22 protein-coding genes are annotated in these 24426 nt (G+C 68.7%); 13 read left to right on the top strand and 9 right to left on the bottom strand.

From position 1 onward, the window contains the following. Positions 1 to 44 precede the first annotated feature (44 nt). The 6 genes from BW970_RS17450 to BW970_RS17475 are packed head-to-tail and all read left to right on the top strand — an operon-like array spanning position 45 to position 6642. Positions 45 to 1085 carry an N-acetylneuraminate synthase family protein gene (locus BW970_RS17450; RefSeq protein ID WP_308469331.1) on the top strand — a complete coding sequence of 347 codons (1041 nt, stop codon included), beginning with the start codon at positions 45 to 47 and terminating at the stop codon, positions 1083 to 1085. Beyond that, complete coding sequence (locus tag BW970_RS17455; protein WP_144039007.1) at positions 1082 to 2161, top strand: hypothetical protein; 1080 nt, start codon at positions 1082 to 1084, stop codon at positions 2159 to 2161. Before BW970_RS17450 ends, BW970_RS17455 begins: the two co-directional genes overlap by 4 nt. Before the next feature lie 57 nt (positions 2162 to 2218). Beyond that, positions 2219 to 2935, top strand: coding sequence for a class I SAM-dependent methyltransferase (locus tag BW970_RS17460; RefSeq protein WP_076533844.1), 717 nt, complete (start codon positions 2219 to 2221; stop codon positions 2933 to 2935). After that, entirely contained in the window at positions 2932 to 4053 is a 1122-nt protein-coding gene (neuC, locus tag BW970_RS17465) for a UDP-N-acetylglucosamine 2-epimerase (RefSeq protein ID WP_076533846.1), read from the top strand. The genes BW970_RS17460 and neuC overlap by 4 nt, the downstream gene beginning before the upstream one ends. Then, on the top strand, positions 4046 to 5305 hold the full coding sequence (locus tag BW970_RS21260) for a 3-deoxy-D-manno-octulosonic acid transferase (protein ID WP_268235107.1): 1260 nt from the start codon (positions 4046 to 4048) through the stop codon (positions 5303 to 5305). The genes neuC and BW970_RS21260 overlap by 8 nt, the downstream gene beginning before the upstream one ends. Continuing rightward, a complete protein-coding gene (locus tag BW970_RS17475) occupies positions 5302 to 6642 on the top strand; it encodes a 3-deoxy-D-manno-octulosonic acid transferase (protein ID WP_076533849.1) in 1341 nt (446 codons plus the stop codon). The genes BW970_RS21260 and BW970_RS17475 overlap by 4 nt, the downstream gene beginning before the upstream one ends. On the opposite strand, the gene BW970_RS20620 is transcribed toward BW970_RS17475, so the two are convergent. From BW970_RS20620 to BW970_RS17490, 3 genes are read right to left on the bottom strand one after another with little or no spacing between them, the layout of a single operon-like run. Next, positions 6611 to 7561 carry a Gfo/Idh/MocA family protein gene (locus BW970_RS20620; RefSeq protein WP_076533851.1) on the bottom strand — a complete coding sequence of 317 codons (951 nt, stop codon included), beginning with the start codon at positions 7559 to 7561 and terminating at the stop codon, positions 6611 to 6613. The two genes, BW970_RS17475 and BW970_RS20620, sit on opposite strands and share 32 nt — an antisense overlap. Beyond that, a complete protein-coding gene (locus BW970_RS17485) occupies positions 7555 to 8355 on the bottom strand; it encodes an SDR family NAD(P)-dependent oxidoreductase (RefSeq protein WP_076533853.1) in 801 nt (266 codons plus the stop codon). Before BW970_RS17485 ends, BW970_RS20620 begins: the two co-directional genes overlap by 7 nt. Further along, positions 8348 to 9058 carry an acylneuraminate cytidylyltransferase family protein gene (locus BW970_RS17490; protein ID WP_076533855.1) on the bottom strand — a complete coding sequence of 237 codons (711 nt, stop codon included), beginning with the start codon at positions 9056 to 9058 and terminating at the stop codon, positions 8348 to 8350. The genes BW970_RS17485 and BW970_RS17490 overlap by 8 nt, the downstream gene beginning before the upstream one ends. A gap of 132 nt (positions 9059 to 9190) precedes the next feature. Between BW970_RS17490 and BW970_RS17495 the strand changes: the two genes are divergently transcribed. From BW970_RS17495 to BW970_RS17510, 4 genes are all read left to right on the top strand, one after another. Then, positions 9191 to 10150: a KpsF/GutQ family sugar-phosphate isomerase gene (locus BW970_RS17495; RefSeq protein ID WP_076533857.1), complete on the top strand. Its 960-nt coding sequence runs from the start codon at positions 9191 to 9193 to the stop codon at positions 10148 to 10150. 8 nt (positions 10151 to 10158) lie between these two features. Beyond that, entirely contained in the window at positions 10159 to 10986 is an 828-nt protein-coding gene (gene kdsA, locus BW970_RS17500) for a 3-deoxy-8-phosphooctulonate synthase (protein WP_076533859.1), read from the top strand. 3 nt (positions 10987 to 10989) lie between these two features. Further along, positions 10990 to 11793: a 3-deoxy-manno-octulosonate cytidylyltransferase gene (locus BW970_RS17505; RefSeq protein WP_076533861.1), complete on the top strand. Its 804-nt coding sequence runs from the start codon at positions 10990 to 10992 to the stop codon at positions 11791 to 11793. A 140-nt stretch (positions 11794 to 11933) separates the two neighbouring features. Next, the gene (locus BW970_RS17510; RefSeq protein ID WP_076533862.1) at positions 11934 to 13370 is read left to right on the top strand and encodes a mannose-1-phosphate guanylyltransferase/mannose-6-phosphate isomerase; all 1437 of its coding nucleotides are present in this window, start codon (positions 11934 to 11936) and stop codon (positions 13368 to 13370) included. 9 nt (positions 13371 to 13379) lie between these two features. Here BW970_RS17510 and BW970_RS17515 read toward each other — a convergent pair whose 3' ends face one another. From BW970_RS17515 to BW970_RS17535, 5 genes are all read right to left on the bottom strand, one after another. After that, on the bottom strand, positions 13380 to 14105 hold the full coding sequence (locus tag BW970_RS17515; RefSeq protein ID WP_076533864.1) for a hypothetical protein: 726 nt from the start codon (positions 14103 to 14105) through the stop codon (positions 13380 to 13382). Continuing rightward, positions 14102 to 15199: a GSCFA domain-containing protein gene (locus BW970_RS17520; RefSeq protein ID WP_076533866.1), complete on the bottom strand. Its 1098-nt coding sequence runs from the start codon at positions 15197 to 15199 to the stop codon at positions 14102 to 14104. The genes BW970_RS17515 and BW970_RS17520 overlap by 4 nt, the downstream gene beginning before the upstream one ends. Positions 15200 to 15357: 158 nt before the next feature. Continuing rightward, complete coding sequence (locus BW970_RS17525; protein WP_076533867.1) at positions 15358 to 16377, bottom strand: glycosyltransferase family 10 domain-containing protein; 1020 nt, start codon at positions 16375 to 16377, stop codon at positions 15358 to 15360. 27 nt (positions 16378 to 16404) lie between these two features. Continuing rightward, positions 16405 to 17673 (bottom strand): hypothetical protein, encoded by a 1269-nt coding sequence (locus BW970_RS17530; RefSeq protein WP_076533869.1) that lies wholly within the window; start codon positions 17671 to 17673, stop codon positions 16405 to 16407. 81 nt (positions 17674 to 17754) lie between these two features. Beyond that, positions 17755 to 18759 carry an NAD(P)H-dependent glycerol-3-phosphate dehydrogenase gene (locus BW970_RS17535; protein ID WP_076533870.1) on the bottom strand — a complete coding sequence of 335 codons (1005 nt, stop codon included), beginning with the start codon at positions 18757 to 18759 and terminating at the stop codon, positions 17755 to 17757. Between the two features lie 129 nt (positions 18760 to 18888). Between BW970_RS17535 and BW970_RS17540 the strand changes: the two genes are divergently transcribed. Further along, a complete protein-coding gene (locus tag BW970_RS17540) occupies positions 18889 to 20259 on the top strand; it encodes a phosphohexomutase domain-containing protein (RefSeq protein ID WP_076533872.1) in 1371 nt (456 codons plus the stop codon). A 23-nt stretch (positions 20260 to 20282) separates the two neighbouring features. Further along, positions 20283 to 21758, top strand: coding sequence for a coiled-coil domain-containing protein (locus BW970_RS17545; RefSeq protein ID WP_076533874.1), 1476 nt, complete (start codon positions 20283 to 20285; stop codon positions 21756 to 21758). 17 nt (positions 21759 to 21775) lie between these two features. On the opposite strand, the gene BW970_RS20800 is transcribed toward BW970_RS17545, so the two are convergent. Beyond that, on the bottom strand, positions 21776 to 22597 hold the full coding sequence (locus tag BW970_RS20800) for a hypothetical protein (RefSeq protein WP_159441463.1): 822 nt from the start codon (positions 22595 to 22597) through the stop codon (positions 21776 to 21778). On the opposite strand from BW970_RS20800, the gene BW970_RS17555 reads away from it, so the two are divergent. Then, a complete protein-coding gene (locus BW970_RS17555; protein ID WP_076533877.1) occupies positions 22575 to 24275 on the top strand; it encodes a calcium-binding protein in 1701 nt (566 codons plus the stop codon). The two genes, BW970_RS20800 and BW970_RS17555, sit on opposite strands and share 23 nt — an antisense overlap. The last annotated feature ends 151 nt before the right edge of the window (positions 24276 to 24426 follow it).

Consider the following 24426-nt stretch of genomic DNA (forward strand, 5'->3'; position numbering starts at 1 on the left):
CGTGTAGGTCAGGGAAACCGACCCCTGGCCAAAGCGAGACCTCCGTGCAGACTTCCATCACGATTGCCGGTCGCAAGATCGGGCCTGATCACCCCCCGCTGGTCATTGCCGAAATCGGCATCAACCATGGCGGCGATCTGGCTGTCGCCAAGGACATGGTGCGGCTTGCCGCCCTGTCGGGCTGCGAAATGGTCAAGCACCAGACCCATATCCTGGACGACGAGATGACCGACGAGGCTAAGGCGATCTTTCCGCCCAATGCCGATGTCTCGATCTGGGATGTGATGGCCGCCTGCGCGCTGAGCCTGGACGAGGAAGCCGAGCTGAAGCGCTATACCGAAAGCCTGGGGATGATCTGGATCTCCACCCCGTTTTCCCGCGCGGCCGCCGATTATCTGGAAACCCTCGACGTGCCCGCCTACAAAATCGGGTCGGGAGAGGCCGACAACCTGCCGCTGATCCGCCATATCGCGCGCAAGGGAAAACCCGTGATCCTGTCCACGGGCATGCAGACCATCGAAACGATCCGCGCCTCTGTGCACATTCTGGACGCGGCAGGCGTGCCCTATGCGCTGCTGGAATGCACCAACCTCTATCCCAGCCCGCCGGAGATTGTGTCCCTGCGCGGCGTGACCGATCTGAAGGCGGCCTTCCCGAACGCCGTCGTCGGCTTTTCCGACCATTCCATCGGGCCGGAAATGGCACTGGCCTCGGTCGCGCTGGGGGCATGTATCCTGGAGCGGCATTATACCGACACCCGCTATCGCAAGGGGCCCGACATCATCAATTCGATGGACCCGGCCGAGTTGCGCCACCTGATCGACCGCAGCCGCGAGATCTGGATTGCCGCCAACAACCCCAAGCAACGGACCGCCCCCGAAGAAGATGTCTACCGTTTCGCCCGCGGCTCGGTGGTGGCCGATGCCGATCTGCCCGCAGGCCATGTGATCCGCGAACAGGACATCTGGGCCCGCCGCCCCGGATCGGGGGAAATCCCGGCCTATGACTTCGACAAGCTGCTGGGCAAACGCCTGACCCGCGCCGTCACCCGCAACACCCAGTTGAAATGGAGCGATCTGGCGTGATCCCCGGCTGGAAGGTCCGGCGCGAACTGGCCCGGCTGGGCCAGCAGATGCGCGCGATCCCCGAGGCGGTCTGGGAACCCCTGGCCAATGCCCGCTACGACCGCCGGTTCCCCGACCAGCTGACGATCCATGCCGGGCAGGCGGCGCTGACAGGCGATATCGCGCTGGTGCTGATCTATCCGCAACCCCGGCTGCCCGAGAGCACGGTGGCCCTGTGCCACAGCCTGGTTGCGGCAGGCTTTGCCCCGCTGGTGGTGTCGAACGCGCCGCTGGATGCCGCGATGGTCGCCCGGCTGGCGCCCCATGTCTGGCTGCTGGTGCAGCGCCCCAATCTGGGCCATGATTTCGGCGGCTACCGCGACGGCATCCGCCTGCTGTGGCACCGGGGCGTCACCCCGGACCGGCTGCTGATCCTGAACGACAGTGTCTGGCTGCTGGACAATGACGCCGGGGCGCTGGTGGCGCGGTTGCAGGCGGCGGGGGGCGATGTGGCGGGCAGCATCCTGCGCGACCGCGGGGGCGAGCGGTTTCTGGAATCCTACTGCTATCTGATGCAGGCCAGCGCGGTGCGGCATCCGGCCTTCCGGTCCTTCTGGCAAGGGCTGCGGCTGACCTCGAACAAATACAAGGTGATCCGCCGGGGCGAACGTGGCCACAGCGCCGCGCTGATCGCGGGCGGCTTGCGGCTGGTGCCCGCCTTTGACACGGCAGGGTTTCGCGCCGATCTGGACCGCGCCGGGGACGACCGGCTGGCGCAGGTGTTGCGCTTTGCCGCCTGGCCCGGCCCCGAGGGGGGGGCGGCGGCGCGGGATCTGCTGGCGCGGTGCGAAACGCCCGGCTGGCGCGCGGACGCGCTGGCGCTGGTCGACCGCGCACTGGCCCAGGGACAGTTCTACAGCCTTTTCCCCGTCGCCTCCTGCGGGCTGTCGGGCTATCCTTTCCTGAAGCGATCCGGCGACCGGGTGGCAAGGATCTGGCGACAGGCCTTTCTGGCCGCCGTACGGGCCGGGCAGATCCCGGCCCCCGATCCTGTCATCCTGGCCGAACTGGACGCGCGGGTTGCAACAGAGGCCTGAGATGCCGGACATGACACAAGACGCCGCCCACCGGGCACCCGGCCATCGGTGCCAGGCATGAAGCAGACCGCCAGCCTGAGCTTTCCCTTCCGGCGGTTCTGGAAGACGCTGCACTTTCACGGTCTGCAGGTGCCGGTGCAGGGGGCCCATGTCAGCAAGCCGGTGTGGAAACACATCTGGCGCGGCGATTACGAATGGCCCGAACTGCGCGCCCTGTCGGCCCTGATGCGCCCCGAAGACCGGGTGCTGGAACTGGGGCTGGGCATGGGGCTGGTCTCGGGCGTGATGGCCAGGCGCCATCCTGGTGCCCGCTTTACCAGCTACGAGGCCAACCCGGCCTTGCCCGAAGCAATCGCCCGGCTGCACCGCACCAACGGGATCACCAATGTCGAGGTGCGCTCGGCGGTGGTCGCTCCGCTGGACCAGGGCGCCACGCGCAGCTTTCGCCTGCACCGGCATTTCACCGAAAGCTCGCTGGTGGCGGGCGCCGCCGATCTGGAGGCGGTGGAGGTGCCGGTCCATGACCCCGCCGCCGTCTTTGCCGAGGTGCGCCCCGACCTGCTGGTCTGCGACATCGAAGGCGCAGAGGAAGAACTGATCCCGGTGCTGCCCCTGGCGGGGCTGCGCGCCGCCGTGATCGAACTGCACCCCCATATCGTCAGCCGGGCCGGAATGGCGCGGATCTTCGGCGCCTTTCTGGGGGCCGGGCTGGTGCCGGTGGTGGAGCAGTCCTTTGAAACCGTGGTCGCCTTTGAACGGGTCGATGCGTCATGACCCGACAATTGCTGTTTCTTACAGGCACCCGTGCCGATTTCGGCAAGCTGGAGCCGCTGGCAGCGGCGGCCCGCGAGGCCGGGCATGGCGTGACCTTTTTTGTCACCGGGATGCACATGATGGCCCGCTATGGCCTGACCGTGAACGAGGTGCGCCGGATGCCGGGCACGCAGACGCATGAATTTCTCAACCAGCGCATGGGCGACAGCCAGGACATCGTGCTGGCGAAAACCGTGACCGGCCTGTCGGATTACCTGGCCGAGAATCGCCCCGACCTGCTGGTCATCCATGGCGACCGGATCGAGGCGCTGGCCGGGTCGCTGGTGGCGGCGACGAATTACATCCGCTCGGCCCATATCGAGGGCGGCGAGGTCTCGGGCACCATCGACGAGGTGTTCCGCCACTGCAACACCAAGCTGTGCACGCATCATTTCGTGTCGTCGGACAAGGCGAAACGGCGGGTGATGGCCTTGGGGGAACCCGAAAGCTCGATCCATGTCATCGGCTCGCCGGAACTGGATTTCCACGCCGGCCCGTCAGGCGTGACACTGGATCAGGTGCGCGCGCGCTATGGCATTCCCTTTGCCGATTACGGCATCGTCACCTTTCACCCGGTCACCTCGGAACAGGCCAGCATGGGCGCCCAGGCTGCGGCGCTGTTCGGCGCGCTGGAGGCGTCGGGGCGCAGCTTCGTGGTGATCGCGCCGAACAACGATCCGGGGTCCGAGGGGATCTTTGCCGTGATCGACGCCCTGCCCAAGGACAGGTTCCGCGTGCTGCCCTCGATGCGGTTCGCGCATTTTTCCGAACTGATGAAACATGCGGCCTGTCTTGTGGGCAATTCCAGCGCCGGGGTGCGCGAGGCGCCGTTCCTGGGGCTGGCCTCGCTGGACATCGGCACGCGGCAGACCAACCGGGCGCAGGCCGCATCGGTCAGCGCCTGCGCGGCCGGGGATGCTGCGGCGATCGCGCGGTTTCTGGCCACCGAATGGGGCCACCGCCACCCGCCGCACAAGGGCTTTGGCGAAGGGCGGGCCGCCGACCGCTTTGCCGCCGTTCTGGCCGATCCGGAATTCTGGGGGCGGGGGCTGCAAAAGGCCTTTCAGGACATTGGCTAGCGCCGCACCCATGGGGGTGGCGCTGCGTGGCTATCTGGCGGCGGCGCAGGCCCTGCCGCTGCTGGCGCCCGCCCTGATGCGCCGCCGTCTGGCGCGCGGCAAGGAAGACCCCGCCCGCTGGCGCGAAAAGCTGGGCGCGGCCACGGCCCCGCGCCCCGATGGTCCGCTGATCTGGCTTCATGCCGTGGGCCTGGGCGAGGTGCTGGCCCTGCGCGGGTTGATCGGCGAAATGGCCGCCCAGGCGCCAGAGGCGGCCTTCCTTGTCACCTCGACCGCGCGCTCCTCGGCCAGGGTGATGGCCGCGAACCTGCCGCCGCGCACCCGGCACCAGTTCCTGCCGCTGGATGCGCCGCAATATGTCGCGCGGTTCCTCGACCATTGGCGCCCCTGCCTGTCGGTCTGGGCCGAACAGGAGATCTGGCCAGCGGCGGTGGTCGCGGCCCATGCGCGGGGCATTCCTCTGGCGCTGATCAATGCGCGCATCACCGCCGAAAGCCATGCCCGCCGCGCCCGCGTGCGCCGGGTCTATGCCGATCTGCTGGCGCGGTTCGCGCTGGTGTCAGCGCAGGATCCGGGCACGGCAGAGCGGCTGGGCGATCTGGGCGCGCGCCAGGTGGTGGTGGGCGGGTCGCTGAAACCCGCCGCCCCCCCGCTGGCGGTAGAGGCGGCGGATCTGGCCATGGTGCAGGCCGCGCTGGCCGGGCGCGCGGTCTGGGCCGCCGCCTCGACCCATCCGGGCGACGAGGCCGAGGCGCTGGCAGCCGCCGCCGCCTTGCCGGACCGGCTGCTGATCCTGATCCCGCGGGACATTGGCCGGGCCGATGCCCTGGCCGCCGATCTGGCCGCGCGGGGCCTGCCCCATGTCCGGCGCAGCAAAGGCGCGCTGCCGGGGCCCGACACCCGCGTCTGGCTGGCCGACAGCTATGGCGAGCTGGGGCTATGGTACCGGCTGGCAACGGCGGCGCTGGTGGGCGGCGGGTTCGATGCCATCGGCGGGCACAACCCCTGGGAACCCGCAGCGCTGGGGGCGGCCATCCTGCATGGCCCGGATGTGCGCAATTTCGCCACCGATTATGCGCGGCTGTCACAGGCAGAGGCGGCCCGCGCGCTGGCGCCCGGCGAACTGGCCACGGCCCTGCGCGACCCCGGCCTTTGTGCCATGGCGACGCGGGCGCGCGCGCTGGTCGAGGCCGCCCGAGGCAGCCTGCATCCGCTGGCCCGCGATCTTCTGGCACTGGCGGATCTGCCATGAGCGTGACGCTGCGCCTGTTTCTGGGGCTGTGGTCGGCGCTCTGGACGCTGGGCCTGCCGCTGATCCTGATCTATCTCTACCGCCGTGCCCGCAAGGATCCGGCCTATGGCGCGCATCTGGCCGAACGGTTCGGCCGCTATCCCCGGCCCATGCCCGGCGCGGTCTGGATCCATGCGGTCAGCCTGGGGGAACTGCGCTCGGCCGTGCCGCTGATCCGGGCGCTGCTGGCGCGCGGGGACCGGGTGGTCGTCACCCATTTCACCCCTGCCGGACGCGGCGAGGCCGAGCGGGTCTTTGCCCCCGAGATCGCCGCCGGGCGGCTGCAGGCGGTCTGGGTGCCGCTGGAAACCGGCTGGGCCTATGCCGGGTTCTTTCGCGCCTTTCGCCCTGTCTACGGGCTGGTGATGGAAATCGAGATCTGGCCCCGCATGATCTTTGCCGCCCGTGCGGCGGGGGTGCCGCTGTTCATGTGCAATGCACAATATCCGCGGGCCTCGATGGCGCGGGATGCACGCGGGCTGCGGCTGCGCCATCAGGTGATGCGCGGCTTTGCCGGGGCGCTGGTGAAATCCGACCTGCAGGCGGCACGCTTTGCCGGCGTCGGGGTGGGCAACATCGCGGTGACGGGCGAATTGCGCTTTGACCAGCCGGTGCCGCAGGCGCTGGTGGCGGGCGGGGTGGCGGCGCGGCGCTGGATCGGGGCCCCCGCACGGGTGATCACCATCGCCAGCGCGGTCGAAGGCGAGGATGACACCTATCTGCAGGCCATCCATGCCCTGCGCGCCCATCATGCGGCGCGGGGGCTGCCCTTGCCGCTGGTGGTCTATGTCCCGCGCCGCCCCGAACGGTTCGATGCGGTGGCGGCCACCCTGCGCGGGGCCGGGCTGTCGGTGCTGCGCCGCTCAAGCCTGGGGGCGGGGTTCGATCCGGTGGGCTGGGGCGCGGCGCCCGCCCTGCCGGATGTGCTGCTGGGCGATACCCTGGGCGAGATGTACGGCTATCTGGCCATGGCCGATCTGGTGGTGGTGGGCGGCGGCTTCACCCCGCATGGCGCGCATAACATCATCGAGCCGCTGGCCTTGGGCAAACCCGTACTGACCGGCCCCGCCACCGGCACGATCGAATACCCCTTTGTCGAGGCCGAGGCGGCGGGCGTCGCCCGGTCGGTCCCCGATGCAAAAGGGCTGGAACAGGCTCTGATCGGCGGTTTTGAGCCTGATCCAGCCGCCATCACCGGCTTTTTCACCGCCCATTCCGGCGGGGCCGCGCGCACGCTGGACGCGCTGCCGGGGCTGATGGCCACCATCAGCCCATCGGCAGGGTCAGCGCACCGCTGAACTGCCGCGCCTCCCAGGCGCGGGCGATCAGCATCGACGAGGGTTCCATCACATCAAAACGCGGGCGCAAGGGATCGTCGGGCAGCGCACCGCCTGCCGCCAGCGCCAGAAACTCGGTCATGGCGGCCAGGAACATGTCGTTGCGCTCGAACGGGAAATCGCGCGTCTCGGCGCCCGCATCGGTCAGGATCGTCAGCCGCGATGCCAGCAGATCGGCCTCGATCCGCCGGGACAGGCCCGAGATCACCAGACGGCGCACAAAGACCGGCGAGAGGTAATCCATCGCAATCCGCACCGCCGCCCCGCCCGGCGTGGTCAGATGCAGGCTGGTGGCGAAATCCACCGCCGGAAACTCGGCATGGCCCAGGCTTTGCACATCCTGCACCTGCACTCCTGGGAACAGCGCCAGCACCAGATCGACCTCGTGGCACAGATCCAGCAGCACACCGCCCCCTGCGGGCCGGGCGGCATAGCTGGCGGCAAAGCTCCAGTCGGGGCGCCATTGCCGCACGTCATGGCCGATCTCGGCATGGATGCGGAAAGTGTCGGACAGATCCATCGCCGCCAGCGCCCGCACCACCGGATGCCAGCGCATCATGAACCCCACCATCGACCGCGCGGCCACCGGGGCCGCCGCCGCGTGGATCGCGCGGGCCTGATCCTCCTGCCAGGCCAGCGGCTTTTCGGCATAGAAGGGCCAGTTTCTGGCCGAACAGAGCCGTATCAGCTCCAGCCGGATCGGGGTTTCGGTGGCAATGACCACGCCGGCAATATCGTCCCGCGCGGCCAGCGCCGCCGTGTCCAGGCCGCGCCAGGGCAGCAGTTCCACCCGCGCGCCCAGGGTGGCCAGGTTCGCCGCATGGCGCCGCCCGATGGATCCGGCGCCGATAACGGCGATCACCCCCGCAGGGATCACCATGCCGAGAACCCGCCATCCACATTGATCATCTGGCCGGTCATGTAGCCCGCGGCCGGGCTGGACAGGAACAGCATGGCATCGGCGATTTCATCCGGTTTCGCCATGCGGCCCGCCATGATCAATTCGCCCACCCGGCGCTGGAATTCCTCGGAATGGTTGTTGAACACGGCACCGGGCGCGATGGTGTTCACCGTGGCCCCGCGCGCCGCCCAATAGCCCGCCAGCCAGACCGTCAGCCCATGGACCCCCGCCTTGCTGACACCATAGGCGGAAAAGTTCTTGAACGGCATCCCGTCGTAAATCTTGTGATGCGCGCCGTTCAGCGCATACATCGAGGCCACGTTGATCAGCGTGCAGGGCCATTTGCCGACGATGTCGCGGTCCATCTGGCGGGCCACCATGAAGGGCGCCGTCAGGTTGGTGCGCATGGTGCGTTCCCAGTCCGACACCGAAATATCGGCGAAATCGGGAAACGGCTTGCCTGCCCCCATCAGCAGCTCGCCGGTGATGGCGGCATTGTTCAGCACCACATTGGGCTGCCAGCCATCGGCCAGGATGCGCTGGAAAATGCCCGTAACCTGATCCTCGTCCGAGACATCGAGATCGTAGAAGCGAAAGCGCGGGTCGTCGCCATGAAGCGCCTTGAGCGCATCGGCCCGTGCCCCCGGCAGATCCGAGGCGATGACATGGGCGCCTGCCGCCAGCATCCGGCGCACATAGGTCGATCCCAGCACTCCCCCGGATCCGGTGATAAAGATCGTGCGGCCCGACAGGTCGGATACCGGATCAGCCATGATGCTCTCCTTTCAGGCGTTCGCCCATCATCCAGTCCACCAGGCGGAAATCGAAGGGCGTATCAATGTCGGTGCAGCGTTCGGGCGGCATCTCGAACGGGATGACGCGCCCTTCGTAGATGGTTTTCGCCCGGCGCAGATACTCGGGATCGACCACATAGGTCGAGGCCGCATGTTCCCAGACCTTTGGTGCCGCCTGCCGCGACCAGACGCCGCCCGGCAGTTCCTTGGACACCTTCAGCCCGCCCTGGTCGTTCAGTTCGACCAGGTTGAAATAGGGGTTCTTGCGCGCTTCGCAGACGCTCATCACCATGTCGGGGCGTTCAGCCTCGAACAGGTCGAGGGCAGCGTCGATGTCGCTGTCGAGCCGCAGGGGCGAGGTGCAGTCGAGATCGAGAAAGGCCGTGACCGGCTGTCCCGCCGCCGCCTCGCCTGCGGCCAGCGCATGTTGCCACACGCCCCATTTCGGGGCCGCATCGGTCGCCAGTTCCGCCGGGCGCAGGCCGATAGGCAGGGCGCCCCTGGCCACCGCATGATCATAGATCTGCGGATCGTCGGTCGAGACCACCACCGCGCCCACGCGCGGATTGGACAACAGCTGGTCCAGCGACCAGTCGATCAGCGGCTTGCCGCAAAGCGGGCGGAAGTTCTTGCCCGGAACCCCCTTCGAACCCTTGCGGGCGCCGATATGGCCTAGGATCATGCCGGTCTCCTTGCGCTGATCTGTGGCCGCCTTTCTAGCGCCGACGCGGCGGATCTGCCAGCCGGGCGAAGGGGATGGGCAAAGGGCATGGCGCCCCCTATGTAGGGACAATCGCAACAGGGACCGCCCCCCGTGACCAAACCGACCGACCATACCGCCACCGCGGCCCGCGTGCTGATCACCGAAGCCGAGGCGCTGAAGACGCTGGCCGCAGGGCTGCCGGACGATTTTGCGCGCTGCATCGACACCATCCTGACCCTGCCGGGCCGGGTGGTGCTGGCAGGAATCGGCAAATCGGGCCATGTGGCGCGCAAGATCGCCTCGACCCTGGCCTCGACCGGAACGCCGGCGTTCTTTGTCCATCCGGCCGAGGCCAGCCATGGCGATCTGGGCATGGTGACGCCGGGCGATCTGTGCATCCTGTTGTCCAACAGCGGCGAAACGGCGGAACTGCGCGACCTGATCGCCCATTGCGCGCGTTTTGGCATTCCGCTGGCAGGCATGTCGCGGAACCCCGACAGCGCGCTGATGCAGGCAGCCGGGTTCCGGCTGACCATCCCCGACCTGCCCGAGGCCTGTGCCATCGGCATGGCGCCCACCACCTCGACCACGCTGATGATGGGGCTGGGCGATGCGCTGGCGGTTGCGCTGATGGAGGCACGGCGCTTTCGGGCCGAGGAATTCCGCGCCTTTCATCCGGGTGGCAAGCTGGGGGCGCAACTGACCCAGGTGCGCCAGGTGATGCATGGGGCCGACAGGCTGCCGCTGGTCACCGAGGAGACGCCGATGACGCAGGCGATCCTGACCATGACCGCCGGGGGCTTTGGCATTGCCGCCGTGGTGGACGGGCAGGGCGACCTGAAGGGCGTGGTCAGCGACGGCGACCTGCGGCGTCACATGGCCGGGCTGATGGACCGGCGCGCCGGCGAGATTTGCAGCCGCCATCCGGTGACCGCCACCCCCGACATGCTGGCCGCCGAGGCGCTGGCGATATTGAACCGCAACAAGATCACCGTGCTGATCGTCTGCCAGGGCGCGCGCCCGGTGGGCATCCTGCATCTGCACGACCTGCTGCGCCTTGGCGTGATGTGAGGACGAAGATGACCCCCCAGACCGTGACCATCGGCGATATCTCCATCGGCGGGCAGGCCCCCGTCGCACTGATTTCCGGCCCTTGCCAGCTGGAAAGCCATGCCCATGCCCGGATGATCTGCGAAGGGCTGCTGGAGGCCTGCACGCCCACGGGCACGCAGTTCATCTTCAAGGCCAGCTACGACAAGGCCAACCGCTCCAGCCTGGCGGGCACACGCGGGCTGGGGATGGACGCGGGCCTGCGCATCCTGTCCGATATCCGGGCCGAATATGGCGTGCCGGTGCTGACCGATGTGCATGAACCGGGGCATTGCGCGATTGCGGCGCAGGCGGTGGATGTGCTGCAAATTCCGGCCTTCCTGTGCCGCCAGACCGATCTGTTGCTGGCTGCGGGCGAAACCGGGCTGGCGATCAACATCAAGAAGGGCCAGTTCCTGGCGCCCTGGGACATGGCGCATGTCGCCGCCAAGGTGGAATCGACCGGCAACCGGCGCATCCTGCTGTGCGAACGGGGCACCTCGTTCGGCTATAACACCCTTGTGACCGATTTCCGCGGCCTGCCCACCATGGCCGCGACCGGCTGGCCCGTGGTGTTCGACGCCACCCATTCGGTGCAGCAGCCGGGGGGCCTGGGCGGGTCATCGGGCGGGCAGCGGCAATTCGCCCCGGTTCTGGCGCGGGCGGCCTGTGCGGTGGGCGTTTCCGCCCTGTTCATCGAAACCCACGATGATCCCGACCGCGCGCCCAGCGACGGGCCCAACATGATCCCGCTGGCGGAAATGGGCGCGCTGATCGCCCGGCTGCGGGCCTTTGACGCGCTGGCCAAGGAGATCTGAGCGATGGAGGCCTGCATCGTCATTCCCGCCCGCTATGCCAGCACCCGCTATCCGGGCAAGCCGCTGGCCACCCTGCGCGGCGCCTCGGGCACCCCGCGCAGCCTGATCGAACGCAGCGTGATGGCCGCCCGCGCCGCCGCCCAAGGGCAGATCCCGGTCTTTGTGGCCACCGACGATGACCGGATCGAGGCCGAGGCCCGGCGCATCGGGGCGGATGTGATCCGCACCTCCGAGACCTGCCGCAATGGCACCGAACGGGTGGCCGAGGCGGTCGCGCGCGCCGGGATCGCCCCCGAGATCGTGGTCAACCTGCAAGGCGATGCCCCGCTGACCCCGCCGCATTTCGTCACCGCGCTGATCGACGCGCTGCGCGCCGATCCTGCGGTCGGCATGGCCACGCCCTGCCTGCGCTGCGAGGCCGAGGTGGTGGACAACCTGCTGGCCGACCGCCGCGCCGGCCGGGTGGGCGCGACCACGGTGGTCTTTGGCCAATCCGGCGATGCGCTCTATTTTTCCAAGGAAGTGCTGCCCTTCACCAATGGCAAGGGCGTGGTCGATGGCACCGTGCCGGTGTTCCACCATGTCGGCGTCTATGCCTATCGCCCGGCCGCCCTTGCCGCCTATCAGGGCTGGGAACCGGGGCCGCTGGAAAGGCTCGAAGGGCTGGAACAGCTGCGTTTCCTGGAAAACGGCCATCCGGTGCGCATGGTCGAGGTGACCGCCCCCGGCGCCGTGTTCTGGGAGCTGAACAACCCTTCGGACGTGCCGCTGATCGAAGGCTACCTGGCCCGCACCGGGCAGGATTGAGGCCGCCCGGCGCCGGGGCGGGCCATCGGCATGGGCAGAACCCGTCCGATGGCACAAGGACGGTCCGGTTTTGCTGGCGCAGCGAAAGAGACTGTCGCATACAGGGGTCTGGAAGACAGACCATTGCAGCTGGACCATCCATGATCACTCCTCTTCTTCTCTGCGGCGGCTCGGGCACACGCCTGTGGCCCTTGTCGCGCAAGTCCTTTCCCAAGCAGTTCGCCAGCATCACCGGCGCCGAAAGCCTGTTTCAGGGGGCCGCGCGGCGGCTGGCGGGCGACGGGTTTGCCGCCCCGCTCATTGTCACCGGCAATGATTTCCGCTTCATCGTCACCGAACAGCTCGCGGCCTGCGAGATGGCCCCCCGCGCCATCCTGATCGAGCCCGAGGGGCGCAACACCGCCCCCGCCGTGCTGGCCGCCGCCCTGGTGCTGGCCAAGGACGACCCCGCCGCGCTGATGCTGGTGGCCCCGTCGGATCATGTGATCCCCGACGATGCCGCCTTTCGCGCCGCCGTGCAGGCCGCCGCCGCCCGCGCGCAGGGCGGCGATCTGGTCACCTTCGGGATCACCCCCGACCGGGCCGAAACCGGCTATGGCTATCTGGAACTTGCCCCCGGTGCCGATGCGGGCGCGGCCACGCCCCAGCCGCTGGCGCGCTTCGTCGAAAAGCCCGATGCGGCACGGGCGGCCCAGATGGTGGCTTCGGGCAATTTCCTGTGGAATGCGGGCATCTTCCTGTTCACCGCCGAAACGCTGATCGCCGCCTTCCGCGCCCATGCCCCCACCGTGCTGGCCCCGGTCGAGGCCGCCGTGGCCGAGGCCCATGCCGATCTGGGCTTCACCCGGCTGGCCGCCGGACCCTGGGCCGGGGTGCCCGACATTTCCATCGATTATGCGATCATGGAAAAGGCGCCGAACCTGGCCGTCATGCCCTATGGCGCGGGCTGGTCGGATCTGGGCGGCTGGGATGCGGTCTGGCAGGAAAGCGGCCCCGATGCGGCCGGCAATGTCACCTCGGACCATGCCACGGCCATCGGCTGCACCGACACGCTTCTGCGGTCGGAAAGCCCCAGGGTGGAACTGGTGGGCATCGGCTTGCAGGACATCGTCGCCATCGCCACCACCGATGCCGTGCTGGTCGCCCACAAATCCGAAGCGCAGCGCGTCAAGGAGGCGGTCGCCGCGCTCAAGGCGCAGGGCCGCGCCCAGGCCACCGCCTTTCCCACCGATCACCGCCCCTGGGGCTGGTTCGAAAGCCTGGTGGTCGGCAACCGCTTTCAGGTCAAGCGCATCCATGTGCATCCCGGCGCCGCGCTCAGCCTGCAAAGCCACCATCACCGTTCGGAACACTGGATCGTGGTCGAGGGCACGGCCCGCGTCACCATCGACGACCAGGTGCAACTGGTGACGGAAAACCAGTCGGTCTATATCCCGCTGGGCGCTGTGCACCGGATGGAAAACCCCGGCAAGGTGCCGATGGTGCTGATCGAGGTGCAGACCGGCAGCTATCTGGGCGAGGATGACATCATCCGCTACGAGGATGTCTATGCCCGCGGGCAAGGCGCCAAGGGCTGACTGGTCCTGTCAGCCCGAGCCCGCGTCTGCATACGTCAAGATCTGCCGTAGCACCAGCGCACCATATCGCGCGTTCGCATGGTGATCATCCTCCGGGTTCTCGTTGTCGAAGGCCAGATTTGTTGTGCCGTCCGGCAGGACGCTGGAGTCAGGCTGTGCGATCACCGCGATCCCGGCCTGTTCCAGCGCGGCACGCACCTGCGCCCGGTAAAGCGTGTCAAGGTGAAGGGCGATCTCTACCGGCATCCGGCGCAGGTAACGCGCATTGGAAAAGGGCCGAGGCGCTTCGAGCACCGCGCAATCAGGGCAGACCCGCGCCAGATCACGCGTGAGTTGCAGCGCATAGCGGCTGTCCGCATCGATCATCGCCGCGATCATACGGTCGGACAATGCGATCTGCGCCTCTTGAGCGAAGCGCCAGGGCGCATGCGCATGCCATGAGTGATTGCGCAGCAGGCGGGTGGGATGCAGCGGCAAAGATACAACGAGAAGCGCATCCTTGCCTGCTGCACCGGCGATTTCCCCCGCCGAGAAACTGCGATTGCGCCACTCCGGAACAATCGTAGTGACCGTCTGCGCCTCGGGATCGAACCTGTGTACGGGCGCACGCGCGCTTCCTCCGGCCCCTAAGGGCCAGAACACGATGCGCGATGCGTCAACCTCCTGTTCCAGGAGATCGGCCCCGCGCCGCAAGGCCCCAAGATGGGAATCTCCGGTCAACAGCACCGATCTCATGCCGGTCTGCCTTCGCCGAAGGCCGCCAAAAGCTCCTCCTCACATTTCACATCGTCTTGGCGAGCCCTGCCTTTGCGTGCCTTCCGCCCCTTTCCCCTGGACCGGCCACCATCACCTTGCGTCACAGGGGCAGGTGTTTCCTCAAGCCCCAGACCGGCGAAGAAGCAGCCCATCACGTGATCAACGCCATGCGGATTCACGCTGCGCTGGTTCGGCTCGAAGAAGGTGCCGCGGAACACCGGAGAATTGATGATCTCGTAGGAAGGGAAATAGCTGACCGCCTTGAGTTTGCGCGCGGCCGCACCAGCCACAGCGCGCAGGACAGATTTCGATTCCATCGTTGCTACCACTACGTGATTGCCCGAATTGGTTGCCGTTAGCGGGACCGGCGACACCGTCAGCAGCACCTTCGGTCCCTTGTCGCGATGCTTGCGGATCAGCGTGATCGCCCGTTGCAGATTTTCGAATACGAAATCGTAATCCTGGTTGCGGAATACATGCCGCTCGGGGTCGAAGCTGCCAGCATGGGTGCCGGGGCACATAGGGTATTCGAAACCGCCCTCGGCATCCCACCAGCTTTCGGTCAGGCCAAGCGTAAACACGAACAGGCCGCATTCGGTGATGGACTTGCGAAAGGCGGCAATGCACGTCCGGCGCGAGGCAAGCATCTCCTCGACAGACCCGAAGCCATCCGGCTCGATGGCCGGGCGGAACGGATCGAAGACACGCCCGTCGCGCTCCCAGTAGATGTCGGGCGGGGCAGAGACATCCAACGCCCATTCGACCCATTGGCGCAGCAGCGAGGCCGTATAGATATTTCCAGTCCGCGCCGAAAAGACCCCGTAGTTGAATTGCCGCGCCAAGGTATCGTCCAATCCACCGGGGGCAGGTTCGGCATTGAGCCAACTGTATCCCCGCGCGACCAGCGCCCGACTGAAGTGCTGCGCGAAACACGATCCGTAGGTGGTGATCGTCATGCGCGGCGTGACGGCGAAAGGTGCGGTCCACAAGCCCGAGATGTCCAGCATGTGCCGCTTGGCAACCGCCGGCGCCCAAAATGCCTGTTCGGGAAGCGTAGAATAGGGAGTAGTCATGATGCGATATCCAGAGAGGCGGTGTATTGGCCGGAATGCGCCAGAATGGCCCCGCGAGCAACGTGCGACAGATGGGCCATATTGCGCAAGGGCCATTCCCGTCCACGGTACCGATGCGACGGCCCGGCCCGCGGATCCCTCCGGGCAGCGTTCCCCGATCAGCCCAGCACGCCCCGCAGTTCGGCCACCAGCGCGCAGGCAAAGCGGTCCAGTTCCCGCGCTTCGGCCTCGGGGTCGGACAGCAGGTCATGCAGCCGGGCCTGGGCCTCGGCATAGGCCTCCAGCCGGGCGGCATCGGGGGGCAGGGTCGGGTCGATCCCCTGTTCGGCCGCCTGGCCCCACAGATCCAGCCAGGATCCGCGCGGCACCAGCCGGTCCACCCGGTGGCCGGGACCGGCCATGTACAGCGGGATCGCCCCCACCGCAAAGGCATCGAGCAGCTTTTCCGACACATAGCTGTGCTGATGGGTGTTTTCGAGCGCCGAGACATGACGAAAGGCCATGTCGAGCCTGTCCAGCTTGTCGGCATGCCAGTCGGCCAGTTCCTGCCGGGGGGGGCCGGGGGCCCAGCCCTTGCCATGGCGCAGCACCTGCCCCTTGCGGGTGGCCGCCGCCAGGGTTGACCGATACAGGCACAGGCCCAGCACATCGCGCGCCGGCCAGGCTGGCGAGAATTTCGGATCGCGCCGCCGCGCCGCCATGAAGGCGGCATCCTGCAAGGGCTGGCCGAAATGCCGCGCCCAGTCGGCCGGGCGCAGCCGGGCATTGCGTGCCACCAGCGGGCGGTAATGCGCCAGATAGCGCGGATCGGTCAGCAGGAAATAGGGGATGCGGTCAAAGTCATAAAGCGCCGTGGTCTCGTGGCTGATCACGCTGACCGGCAGCGGCGCCTCGGGGCCCGGCCAGTCCAGCCAGCGGGCAAAGGGATCGGGGTTCCAGACCGTATCCCAGAAGGGCTCTTCCGACAGCAGCACCAGCCGCAGCCCCGGCCGCGCCGCCATCAGCCGCCCCAGCCGCAGCCCCTGCTGATCCAGATCCAGCGGATGGGCCACCACCAGCAGATCGGCGCGGGCCGGATCCTCCACCAGCGCGATGCGGTCGGCGCAGGCGGCCTGGATCGGCGCATAGGCCAGGGGCTGCCGGTGCTGCCAGGCGCCAAGGACACAGATCCGGATCATGGCACCCTCTGGCCGGGCAGACAGAGGTCAGGCACCCGCTGCGGGTTTCTTTGGCGCCGGTTTGCCTGCGGCCTTGTCCGTGCCGCCTTCGGCCGGTTTGGTCTTGGGCTTGGGCTTGGCGGGTTTCGCCTTGGCCTCGGGACCGGGCGCTGGGGCGGGCGGGGCCACGGCAGCCTCTGCCCCGGCCTGCGGATCGGCCAGCGCGCTCAGCCTGGCCGCCAGCGCATCCAGCGCGGGCAACAGGGCAGCGGCATCCTCGCGGCGGCCTTCGGCAATGGCCTGACGGCTTTCGGCCAGCAGCCGGGCATAGCGTTCCAGCGTCAGGTCATGGGCATTGCGCCGCACCAGGGCGACCAGTTGCTCGGCGAACAGGCAGGGCGTTTCCACCAGCGGCAGGGTGGCGGTGCCTTCGGTTGCCATCTCCATGTCACCGGCCCGCAGATCGGGGCGGCGCTTGATCAGCGCGGCATTGCCGCGGTCATAGCGGGCGCGCAGCTCGGCGGCCAGCGCGGCATCGGGGCGCAGCGGTTCGGTGGCGGGCAGATCGGCCAGCGGCAAGGCCGCCTGCATGGCCTGGCCGCCGCCCTGGGTGACGGCATTGGCCAGCGCCAGCGCCCGCCAGCCCGGCGCCTCGGTTTCGGCCGGCAGCGGGCCCAGCGGCGTGGGGCTGACCCCCAGCGCCAGCATCAGATGTTCGGCAATGGCAGGTTCGCGGACATGGGGCACCAGATGCACGTTTTCTGCCCCGAACACCTTTTCCCAGCGCGCGACCAGACGGTCGGCATCCAGATGCGCGGCCTCGGACCCCAGCATCCGCGCGGCCATCGTGGCCTGGCTGACCGGCAGGCCCGCCTGTGCCATGGCCAGCGCCTCGGCGCCGATCAGGCCGGTCTGGGGGCGCAGATGCAGGAAAACGGCAATCTCGGTGAAATGCGCGCCCAGAAGGTCGCGCACCCGGTCAACCATGGTGTCGGTGTGCAGGCTGCGGAACAGATCGGCATCCGACAGGAGCCAGGCCCGGACGCCTGTCCCCTGGGCCACCGTCTCGGCGACCCGGGCGCGCAACCGCTTGCGAAAGGCGTTCTGCGCCTCGGCATCGGCAAAGGGGCGGGCAGCGGGCGGCATCGCCTCGAGCTGGCCACGGGTCAGCGCGAACTGCACCAGCCCGGCATGATCGGCGGCGCCGAAGATATCGGGATGGCAGACGCCCTGGGCGGTCAGTTCGGTGCGCCGCGCCGCCAGCCAGGATTGCAGGCCGCCGGTGCCGGATCCGCCAATGTGAAGGACCAGTTTCATGCGCCGTCTCCCCGTTGTTCCATGATGGCCCCGCTGCAACCGCAGGGACAGACCGGGACTAGATCACGCCATGCGCGCTTGTCAATCTTGCCAGCCTTCGCGTTTCTGCGGGCGCGACATCAACTGGCCCATGGCCTCTGCGGGGGCCACATCGCCGCGCAACAGGGCCGCCACCATATGCAGGACCGGCAGATCCTGCCCCGGCGTGGCCGCCGCGACCGCCCGGGCCGTCGCCGCCCCCTCGACGGTCACGCCTGTGGCCGGGGGGAGACCCGCCCCCAGCGCCAGCCCCAGGCTGTAGTTGCGCGAGGTCGCCGAAAAACAGGTCAGCATCAGATCGCCAAAGCCCGACAGGCCGAACAGCGTATCCTGCCGCGCGCCCCGCGCCATGGCCAGACGCAGGAGTTCGGCAAAGCCGCGCGTCACCAGCGCGGCACGGGCGCTTTCGCCCAGGCCCGCGCCCATCACCACCCCGGCGGCGATCGCGATCACATTCTTCAGCGCGCCGCCCAGTTGCGCCCCCAGCGGATCGGCGCCCAGATAGATCCGCAGCGCCGGGGTGGACAGCCGGTCCTGCACCTCCGGCCCTGCCGGGTCCAGCGTGGCCAGTGTCAGGGCGGTGGGCTTGCCGATGGCCAGATCGGCGGCAAAGCTTGGCCCCGACAGCACGGCCACCCGCGCGCCGGGCAGTTCGGCCGCCACCACCTGGGACGGCAACAGGCCGGTGCCCAGTTCGATCCCCTTGCAGCACAGCACCAGCATATGGCCCTGCAAGGCCGCCCGGTGTTCGGCGACAAAACCGCGCAGCGCCTGGGTCGGCACCGCCAGCAACAGCGGCGCCCCCGGCCGGATCGCCTCGGGGATGGCGGCGCTGACGGTCAGGGTGTCGGGAAAGCGGATGCCCGGCAGATGGGCGGCGTTCTGCCGTGTGGCGGCCATCCCGGCCATCCGCGCCGCATCACGGCCCCACAGGACAACGGGTTGCCCTGCCGCCGCCAGGGTCATGGCCAGCGCCGTGCCAAAGGCCCCCGCCCCCAGAACCCCGATCGCCGGAGGTCCGGCCCTGCGCTGCGCTGTTCCCGTCATGCTGCCCCCGCTACGCCCGCTGTGGCCCGCAGGCCGCCGGGCGCGACCCGGTCGGGCGGCCCCGGACAGATTGCTTGCCTTGTCCGGCCCTTACGTCCAAATTCAGCCCGTATCACGGGAAGATCGGAAATGACAGAACAGCCGCTGACCTGCTTCAAGGCCTATGACATCCGCGGGCGCCTGGGCATCGACCTTGACGCGGGCATCGCGGCGCGCATCGGGCGCGGCTTTGCCCGCGCGCTGGAGGCCCGCCGCGTGGTGCTGGGCCGCGATGCCCGCGCCTCTTCGGCAGAGCTCGCGCAGGCCGTGGCCGCCGCGCTGGAAGACGAAGGGGTCGAAGTGCTGGATCTGGGTCTGTCCGGCACCGAAGAGATGTATTTCGCCACCACGCATTTCGGGGCGGATGGCGGGATCTGCGTCACCGCCTCGCACAATCCGATGGACTGGAACGGCATGAAGATGGTGGGCCAGGGGTCGGCCCCGCTGGATCCGGCCACCACCATGGCCCGGATCAAGGCCCTGGCCGAGGCGGATGCCTTTGGCCCGGCCCGGCCCGGCGGCACCCGGCGCGACGTGGGCACAGAGGCCCGCGCGGCCTATGTCGCAGGCGTGCTGTCCTTTGTCGATGTCGCGGCGCTGGCGCCGCTGACCATCGTGGTCAATGCCGGCAATGGCGCGGCAGGCCCCAGCTTTGATGCCATTGCCGCCGAACTGGCCGCCCGCGGGGCCCCCTTGCGGTTCGAACGGATGCACCACACCCCCGATGGCAGCTTTCCCAACGGCATTCCGAACCCGCTCCTGCCGGAAAACCGCCCGGTCACGGCGCAGGCGGTGGTGGCCGCCGGGGCCGATATGGGCGTGGCCTGGGATGGCGATTTCGACCGCTGTTTCTTTTTCGACCATCGGGGCGGGTTCATCGACGGTGAATATGTCGTGGGGCTGCTGGCCGAGATCTTTCTGGCCAAGGAACCCGGTGCCGCCATCATCCACGACCCGCGCATCATCTGGAACACCCAGGATGTCGTGGCCCGCGCCGGGGGCCGCGCCGTGCAGACCCGCACCGGCCATGCCTTTCTGAAACAGGCGATGCGCGCCGAAGGGGCGGTCTATGGCGGCGAGATGTCGGCGCATCACTATTTCCGCGATTTCGTCTGCTGCGACAGCGGCATGATCCCGTGGTTGCTGGTGGCCGAACTGATCGGGCGGCGCGGCGTACCGCTGGCCGATCTGGTGGCGGCGCGGCAGGCGGCTTTTCCCTCGTCGGGCGAGATCAACTTTCACCTTGCCGATCCGGCCGCTGCCGTGGCACGGGTGCGCGCCGCCCATGAGGGGACGGCGCTGCACACCGACACGATGGACGGGCTGGGAATGTCCTTTGCCGACTGGCGCTTCAACCTGCGCGCCTCGAACACCGAGCCGGTGCTGCGGCTGAACGTCGAAACCCGCGGCACCCCCGTCGCCCCGCATGTCGCCGCCCTGCGCGCCCTGATCGAAGCCTGACCCGAAGGTCCCGGAACAGCCAGATGCCAACACGCACCGCCCCCCCCGGAACCGTCACGTTCCTTTGCCTTGCCGGAACCCCGCCCGAGTCCCTGGCCACCGCCCTGGCGGCGCGCTGCCCCGACTGGTCGGGGCAGGTCCACCCCCTGACAGCCCCGCTGGCCGCCAGCGCCGCCCCCTATCTGGAGACGGACGGGCGGATCGTGGTGGTGCACGCCGGCTGGCAGGACTGGCTGCTGGCCGCCATGGCCGCAGGCCGCGATCCCGGCCCGGCGCTGGAGGATTGGGTGGAACAGACCGAGGCGCTTCTGGCGCTGCACCGGGGCAACCGGCGGCGGATGCTGCTGGTGCCCGCCGGCCTTCTGGACCAGCCCGACGCCGAAGGGCTGTGCGACCTGGCCCGCTGGGCCGGGCTCGACCCCGACCAGGTCACGGCAGAGGCCCCCGGCGGGCTGCCCGCCCCCTCGGCGCTGCATATCGTGCTGGCCCGGCAAGCCTTTGCCGGTCTGGACCGCGCCAGGGGCACGGCCCTGGCCTTCGAGGCGGCCAGCCTGCCGCTGCCCGACCCCCGGCCCGAAGGACATGTCCCCGATGCCGCCTTTGCCGAACTGACCCGGCTGCTTGGGCGCCAGCAGGAAATTTCCGGGGCCTTGCAGGCCACCGAACAGGGCCGCGAGGGGTTGCAGACCGACAATGCCGAACTGGCCGGAAACCTGGGCACGCTGCAATCGGAACTGGTGCGGCTGACGGCCGCCGAACAGGCCGCCACCCGCACAGCCGCCCGGCTGAAGGCGGAAAACGCCACACTGGAACGCGAACTCGCCGCCCTGCGCGACAGCGCCAGGGCCGAACTGGACGCGCTGCGCGCCAGCCAGGCCACCTTGCAGCAGACCACCCTGCTGACAGCGGAGAATGCGGGCACGCTGCAATCGGAACTGGTGCGGCTGACAGCCGCCGAACAGACCGCCGCCCGCACAACCGCGCGGCTGGAAAGCGAGAAGGCCGCGCTGGAACGCGAACTCGCCCCCCTGCGCGACAGCGTCAGGGCGCTGGAGAATACCCGACGCGAACTGGCGCAGGCGCAACAGGCCCAGGCCGCAGCCACCGAAACGACGGGCCGGGTCCAGGCCGAACTGGCGGCCTTGCGCGATCAGCACGCCGCCTTGCAGCAGACCAACGGGCTGATGGCCGAGAATATCGGCCTGTGCCAGTCAGAGCTGGTGCGGCTGTCCACCGTCGAACAGGCGGTCAGCACCGAACGCGCGACGCTGGAGCACCAGATCGTCACCCTGCGCAAGGCCGCCGAGGCGGAAAAATCCGCGCTGGAACGTGAACTGGTCCAGGCGGTGCGGCGGATGGACCGGCTGTCGGACAACCGCCAGGCGCTGGCGCTGGCCCAGGCGACGATCCAGCGCATGACCGGCGAAATCCGCCAGTTGGTGGACCAGCAGACCCGCAGCGCCCCGCCGCCACAGGACGAACCGGCGGCACAGGGCTGAACCGGGGGCAGCGGCCCTCAGCGGTCCAGCCGCAGGCGCAGTTCCGCCCCGAATTCCGGGCTGCCGCCCTGGTTCACCCGCGCCTCGCCGGTCAGCTCCATCCCGCGCGCCGGATCGGCCAGCCCGGCCCCCAGCCAGACCGTGCCGCGCCGGGTGGTGCCGGTATGGCGCACATCCAGCAGCGCTGATCGCACCGTGGTGCGGCTGCGCGCCACCTGCCAGCCGCCGCCCAGCCGCAGCCGCCCCTCCAGCGCGCCCAGCGGAATGCGCTGGACCAGCGAGACCTCGGGCATCACCGACAGGCTGGCAAAGCCGATGCGCGCCGGATCGCTCAGCACCCCCATGCCCTGCGGCAGGTCATAGACGCTGTGCCCCAGCCCGACCCGTATCCCGCTGTCCAGCGCCAGCCCGCGCCCCAGCGCCGTCTCATGGCCCAGGCGCAGCGCGATCTGGCGGTTGCGTGCCAGCCGGTAGGGGGTGGTGCTGTCGGGCCCCAGAACATCCGGGTCGATGCGGAACCGCGGCAGGCCCGATGAGGTGCCGCTGCCCGGCCCCGCGTCGCCCGGACGGCCAGGCCCTGCCGCATCCCCCAGGAACTGTGCCGCCGCCGCCCGCAGGGCCGGATCCGCCAGGGCGCGGCGGTCCTGGCCCAGCACGGCATCGACCCGGCAATCGGCGCAGGGCGCACAGCCCGCCAACCCCAGCCCCGCCAGCACGAGGGACAGGCCAAGGCCCCGGAAATTCTGCACTTTCGTGAACCGCCCTTGCCCTTGTCCATCCGTGGCGTCACTATCCCCGGCATTGTTGGAGGACACAATGACCATTCTGAATGTGAACACCGCGATCGCCCCCTATCTGGACGCGCTTTTTGCCCGGATCGGGGCCGATAAGGCGGGATACGAGTTGCATTATCCCCATGCCGACCGGATCGACGATTTCTTCGACTATCTCGATGACAACGACGCCACGCTCAGCGAGCTGTCGGCGGCGCGCATCGTGCTGTCGGCGCGCTTTGACCGGGCCGACTGGGCCCTGACGCTGGCCGGGTCGGGCATCGGCCCGGTGTCCAGCATCGAGGCGCTGGCCGAGGCCATCGACGAGGGCCTGGCCCAGGGCCGGTTCAGCGAATTGCGGCTGGACCGCAATGGCAGCGCGCTGGCCACGATCAGCTTTTCCGAAACCGGCTATACACTGACCAGCGGCGGCGAAAGCCTGGCCGTGACCGGCAGCCTGCCGGCCAGCTTTCCCGACCTGTTCCGCCTTGCGGGCTATCTGGAACGGATCGACGATCTCGACGACATGAACGGCGCACAGCGCGCACGGCTGTTTTCCGACCTTGCCGCCTTTGGCATCACCGGGATGGAGGTGTCGAACACCAGCCGCCTGCTGCTGGCCTGGTCGGTGACAGACAGCACCGCCACCCTGCGCCTGCCCGGCCTGACCCTGACGGCCGAAGGCACGTTTCCGGCCGATTTCGGCGCCCTGCTGGCGGTGCTCTATCAGGTGGCCCGGCTGGAAAAGGGCGGCCCCGCCGATCTGACGGCCATCGACGGGTTGGCGCTGGACCGCATCGTGCTGACCGGCGACACCGGCACTGTCCTGCTCGAAGCGACCGACATCGACAATGCCGACCTGTCCTCGGTGGCGGGGATCCTCGTCGATGGCGCGGAAAGCCCGTTCCAGTCGGTGATCCTGGGCGAAGGCTTCGTGCAATCCTCGGACCGGATCGCCGAGAACGAGCTGATCCTGGGCACGGGTGGCAACGACTGGCTGGAAGGCGGCGGCGGACGCGACCGGATCCTGGGCAACGATGGCCATGACAGCCTGTTCGGCGGCAGCGGCAACGATACGCTGGACGGCGGCAAGGGCAATGACTGGCTGCGCGCCGGCACCGGCAACGACTGGCTCTATGGCGGCGACGGCAACGACAACCTGCTGGGCCAGGGCGGCAGCAACCGGCTGTTCGGCGGCGCGGGCCGCGACACGGTCGCAGGCGGGCGCGGCAATGACACCATCTATGGCGGCGATGGCGACGACCGGCTGACAGGGGGCGACAGCGCCGACCGCATCTATGGCGATGCCGGCAAGGACTGGCTCGAAGGCAATGACGGCAACGACCGGCTGTATGGCGGCAAAGGCAATGACTCGCTTTATGGCGGGGCAGGCACCGACCGGCTGTTCGGTGGCAAGGGCAATGACCGGCTGTATGGCAATGGCGACCTGCTCTATGGCGGCAATGGCGACGACCGGCTGTTCGGCGGCAACAACAGCACGCTCGAAGGCGGCGCAGGGGCCGATCTGTTCATCTTCACCCGGTTCTCGGGCCGCAATGTGGTGACCGACTATACCGACGGCACCGACCGGATCCGCATCGACTGGAAAGGCATCCAGGGGCTGGACGATCTGAAGATAGACACGGTGGCCGCCGGGACGCGGCTGCGGGGGGATGGCAATACGGTGATCCTGCAAGGCGTGTCGCAGGATGTGCTGGACGCGTCGGATTTTCTCTTCGGCTGATCTGGCCTGCCCGGACAGTGACAGGCCCCCCGCATTGCGGGGGGCCTGTTGGTGTGGGGGGCTGTCGGTTCAGATGAACAGGAAGTCGTCCGCGACCAGATCGGCCCTTTGCACATTCAACAGCGTGATGCTGGTCGAGGCATTCACGGTG

The organism is Gemmobacter megaterium (genome assembly GCF_900156815.1).
Taxonomy (GTDB): Bacteria; Pseudomonadota; Alphaproteobacteria; order Rhodobacterales; family Rhodobacteraceae; genus Wagnerdoeblera; species Wagnerdoeblera megaterium.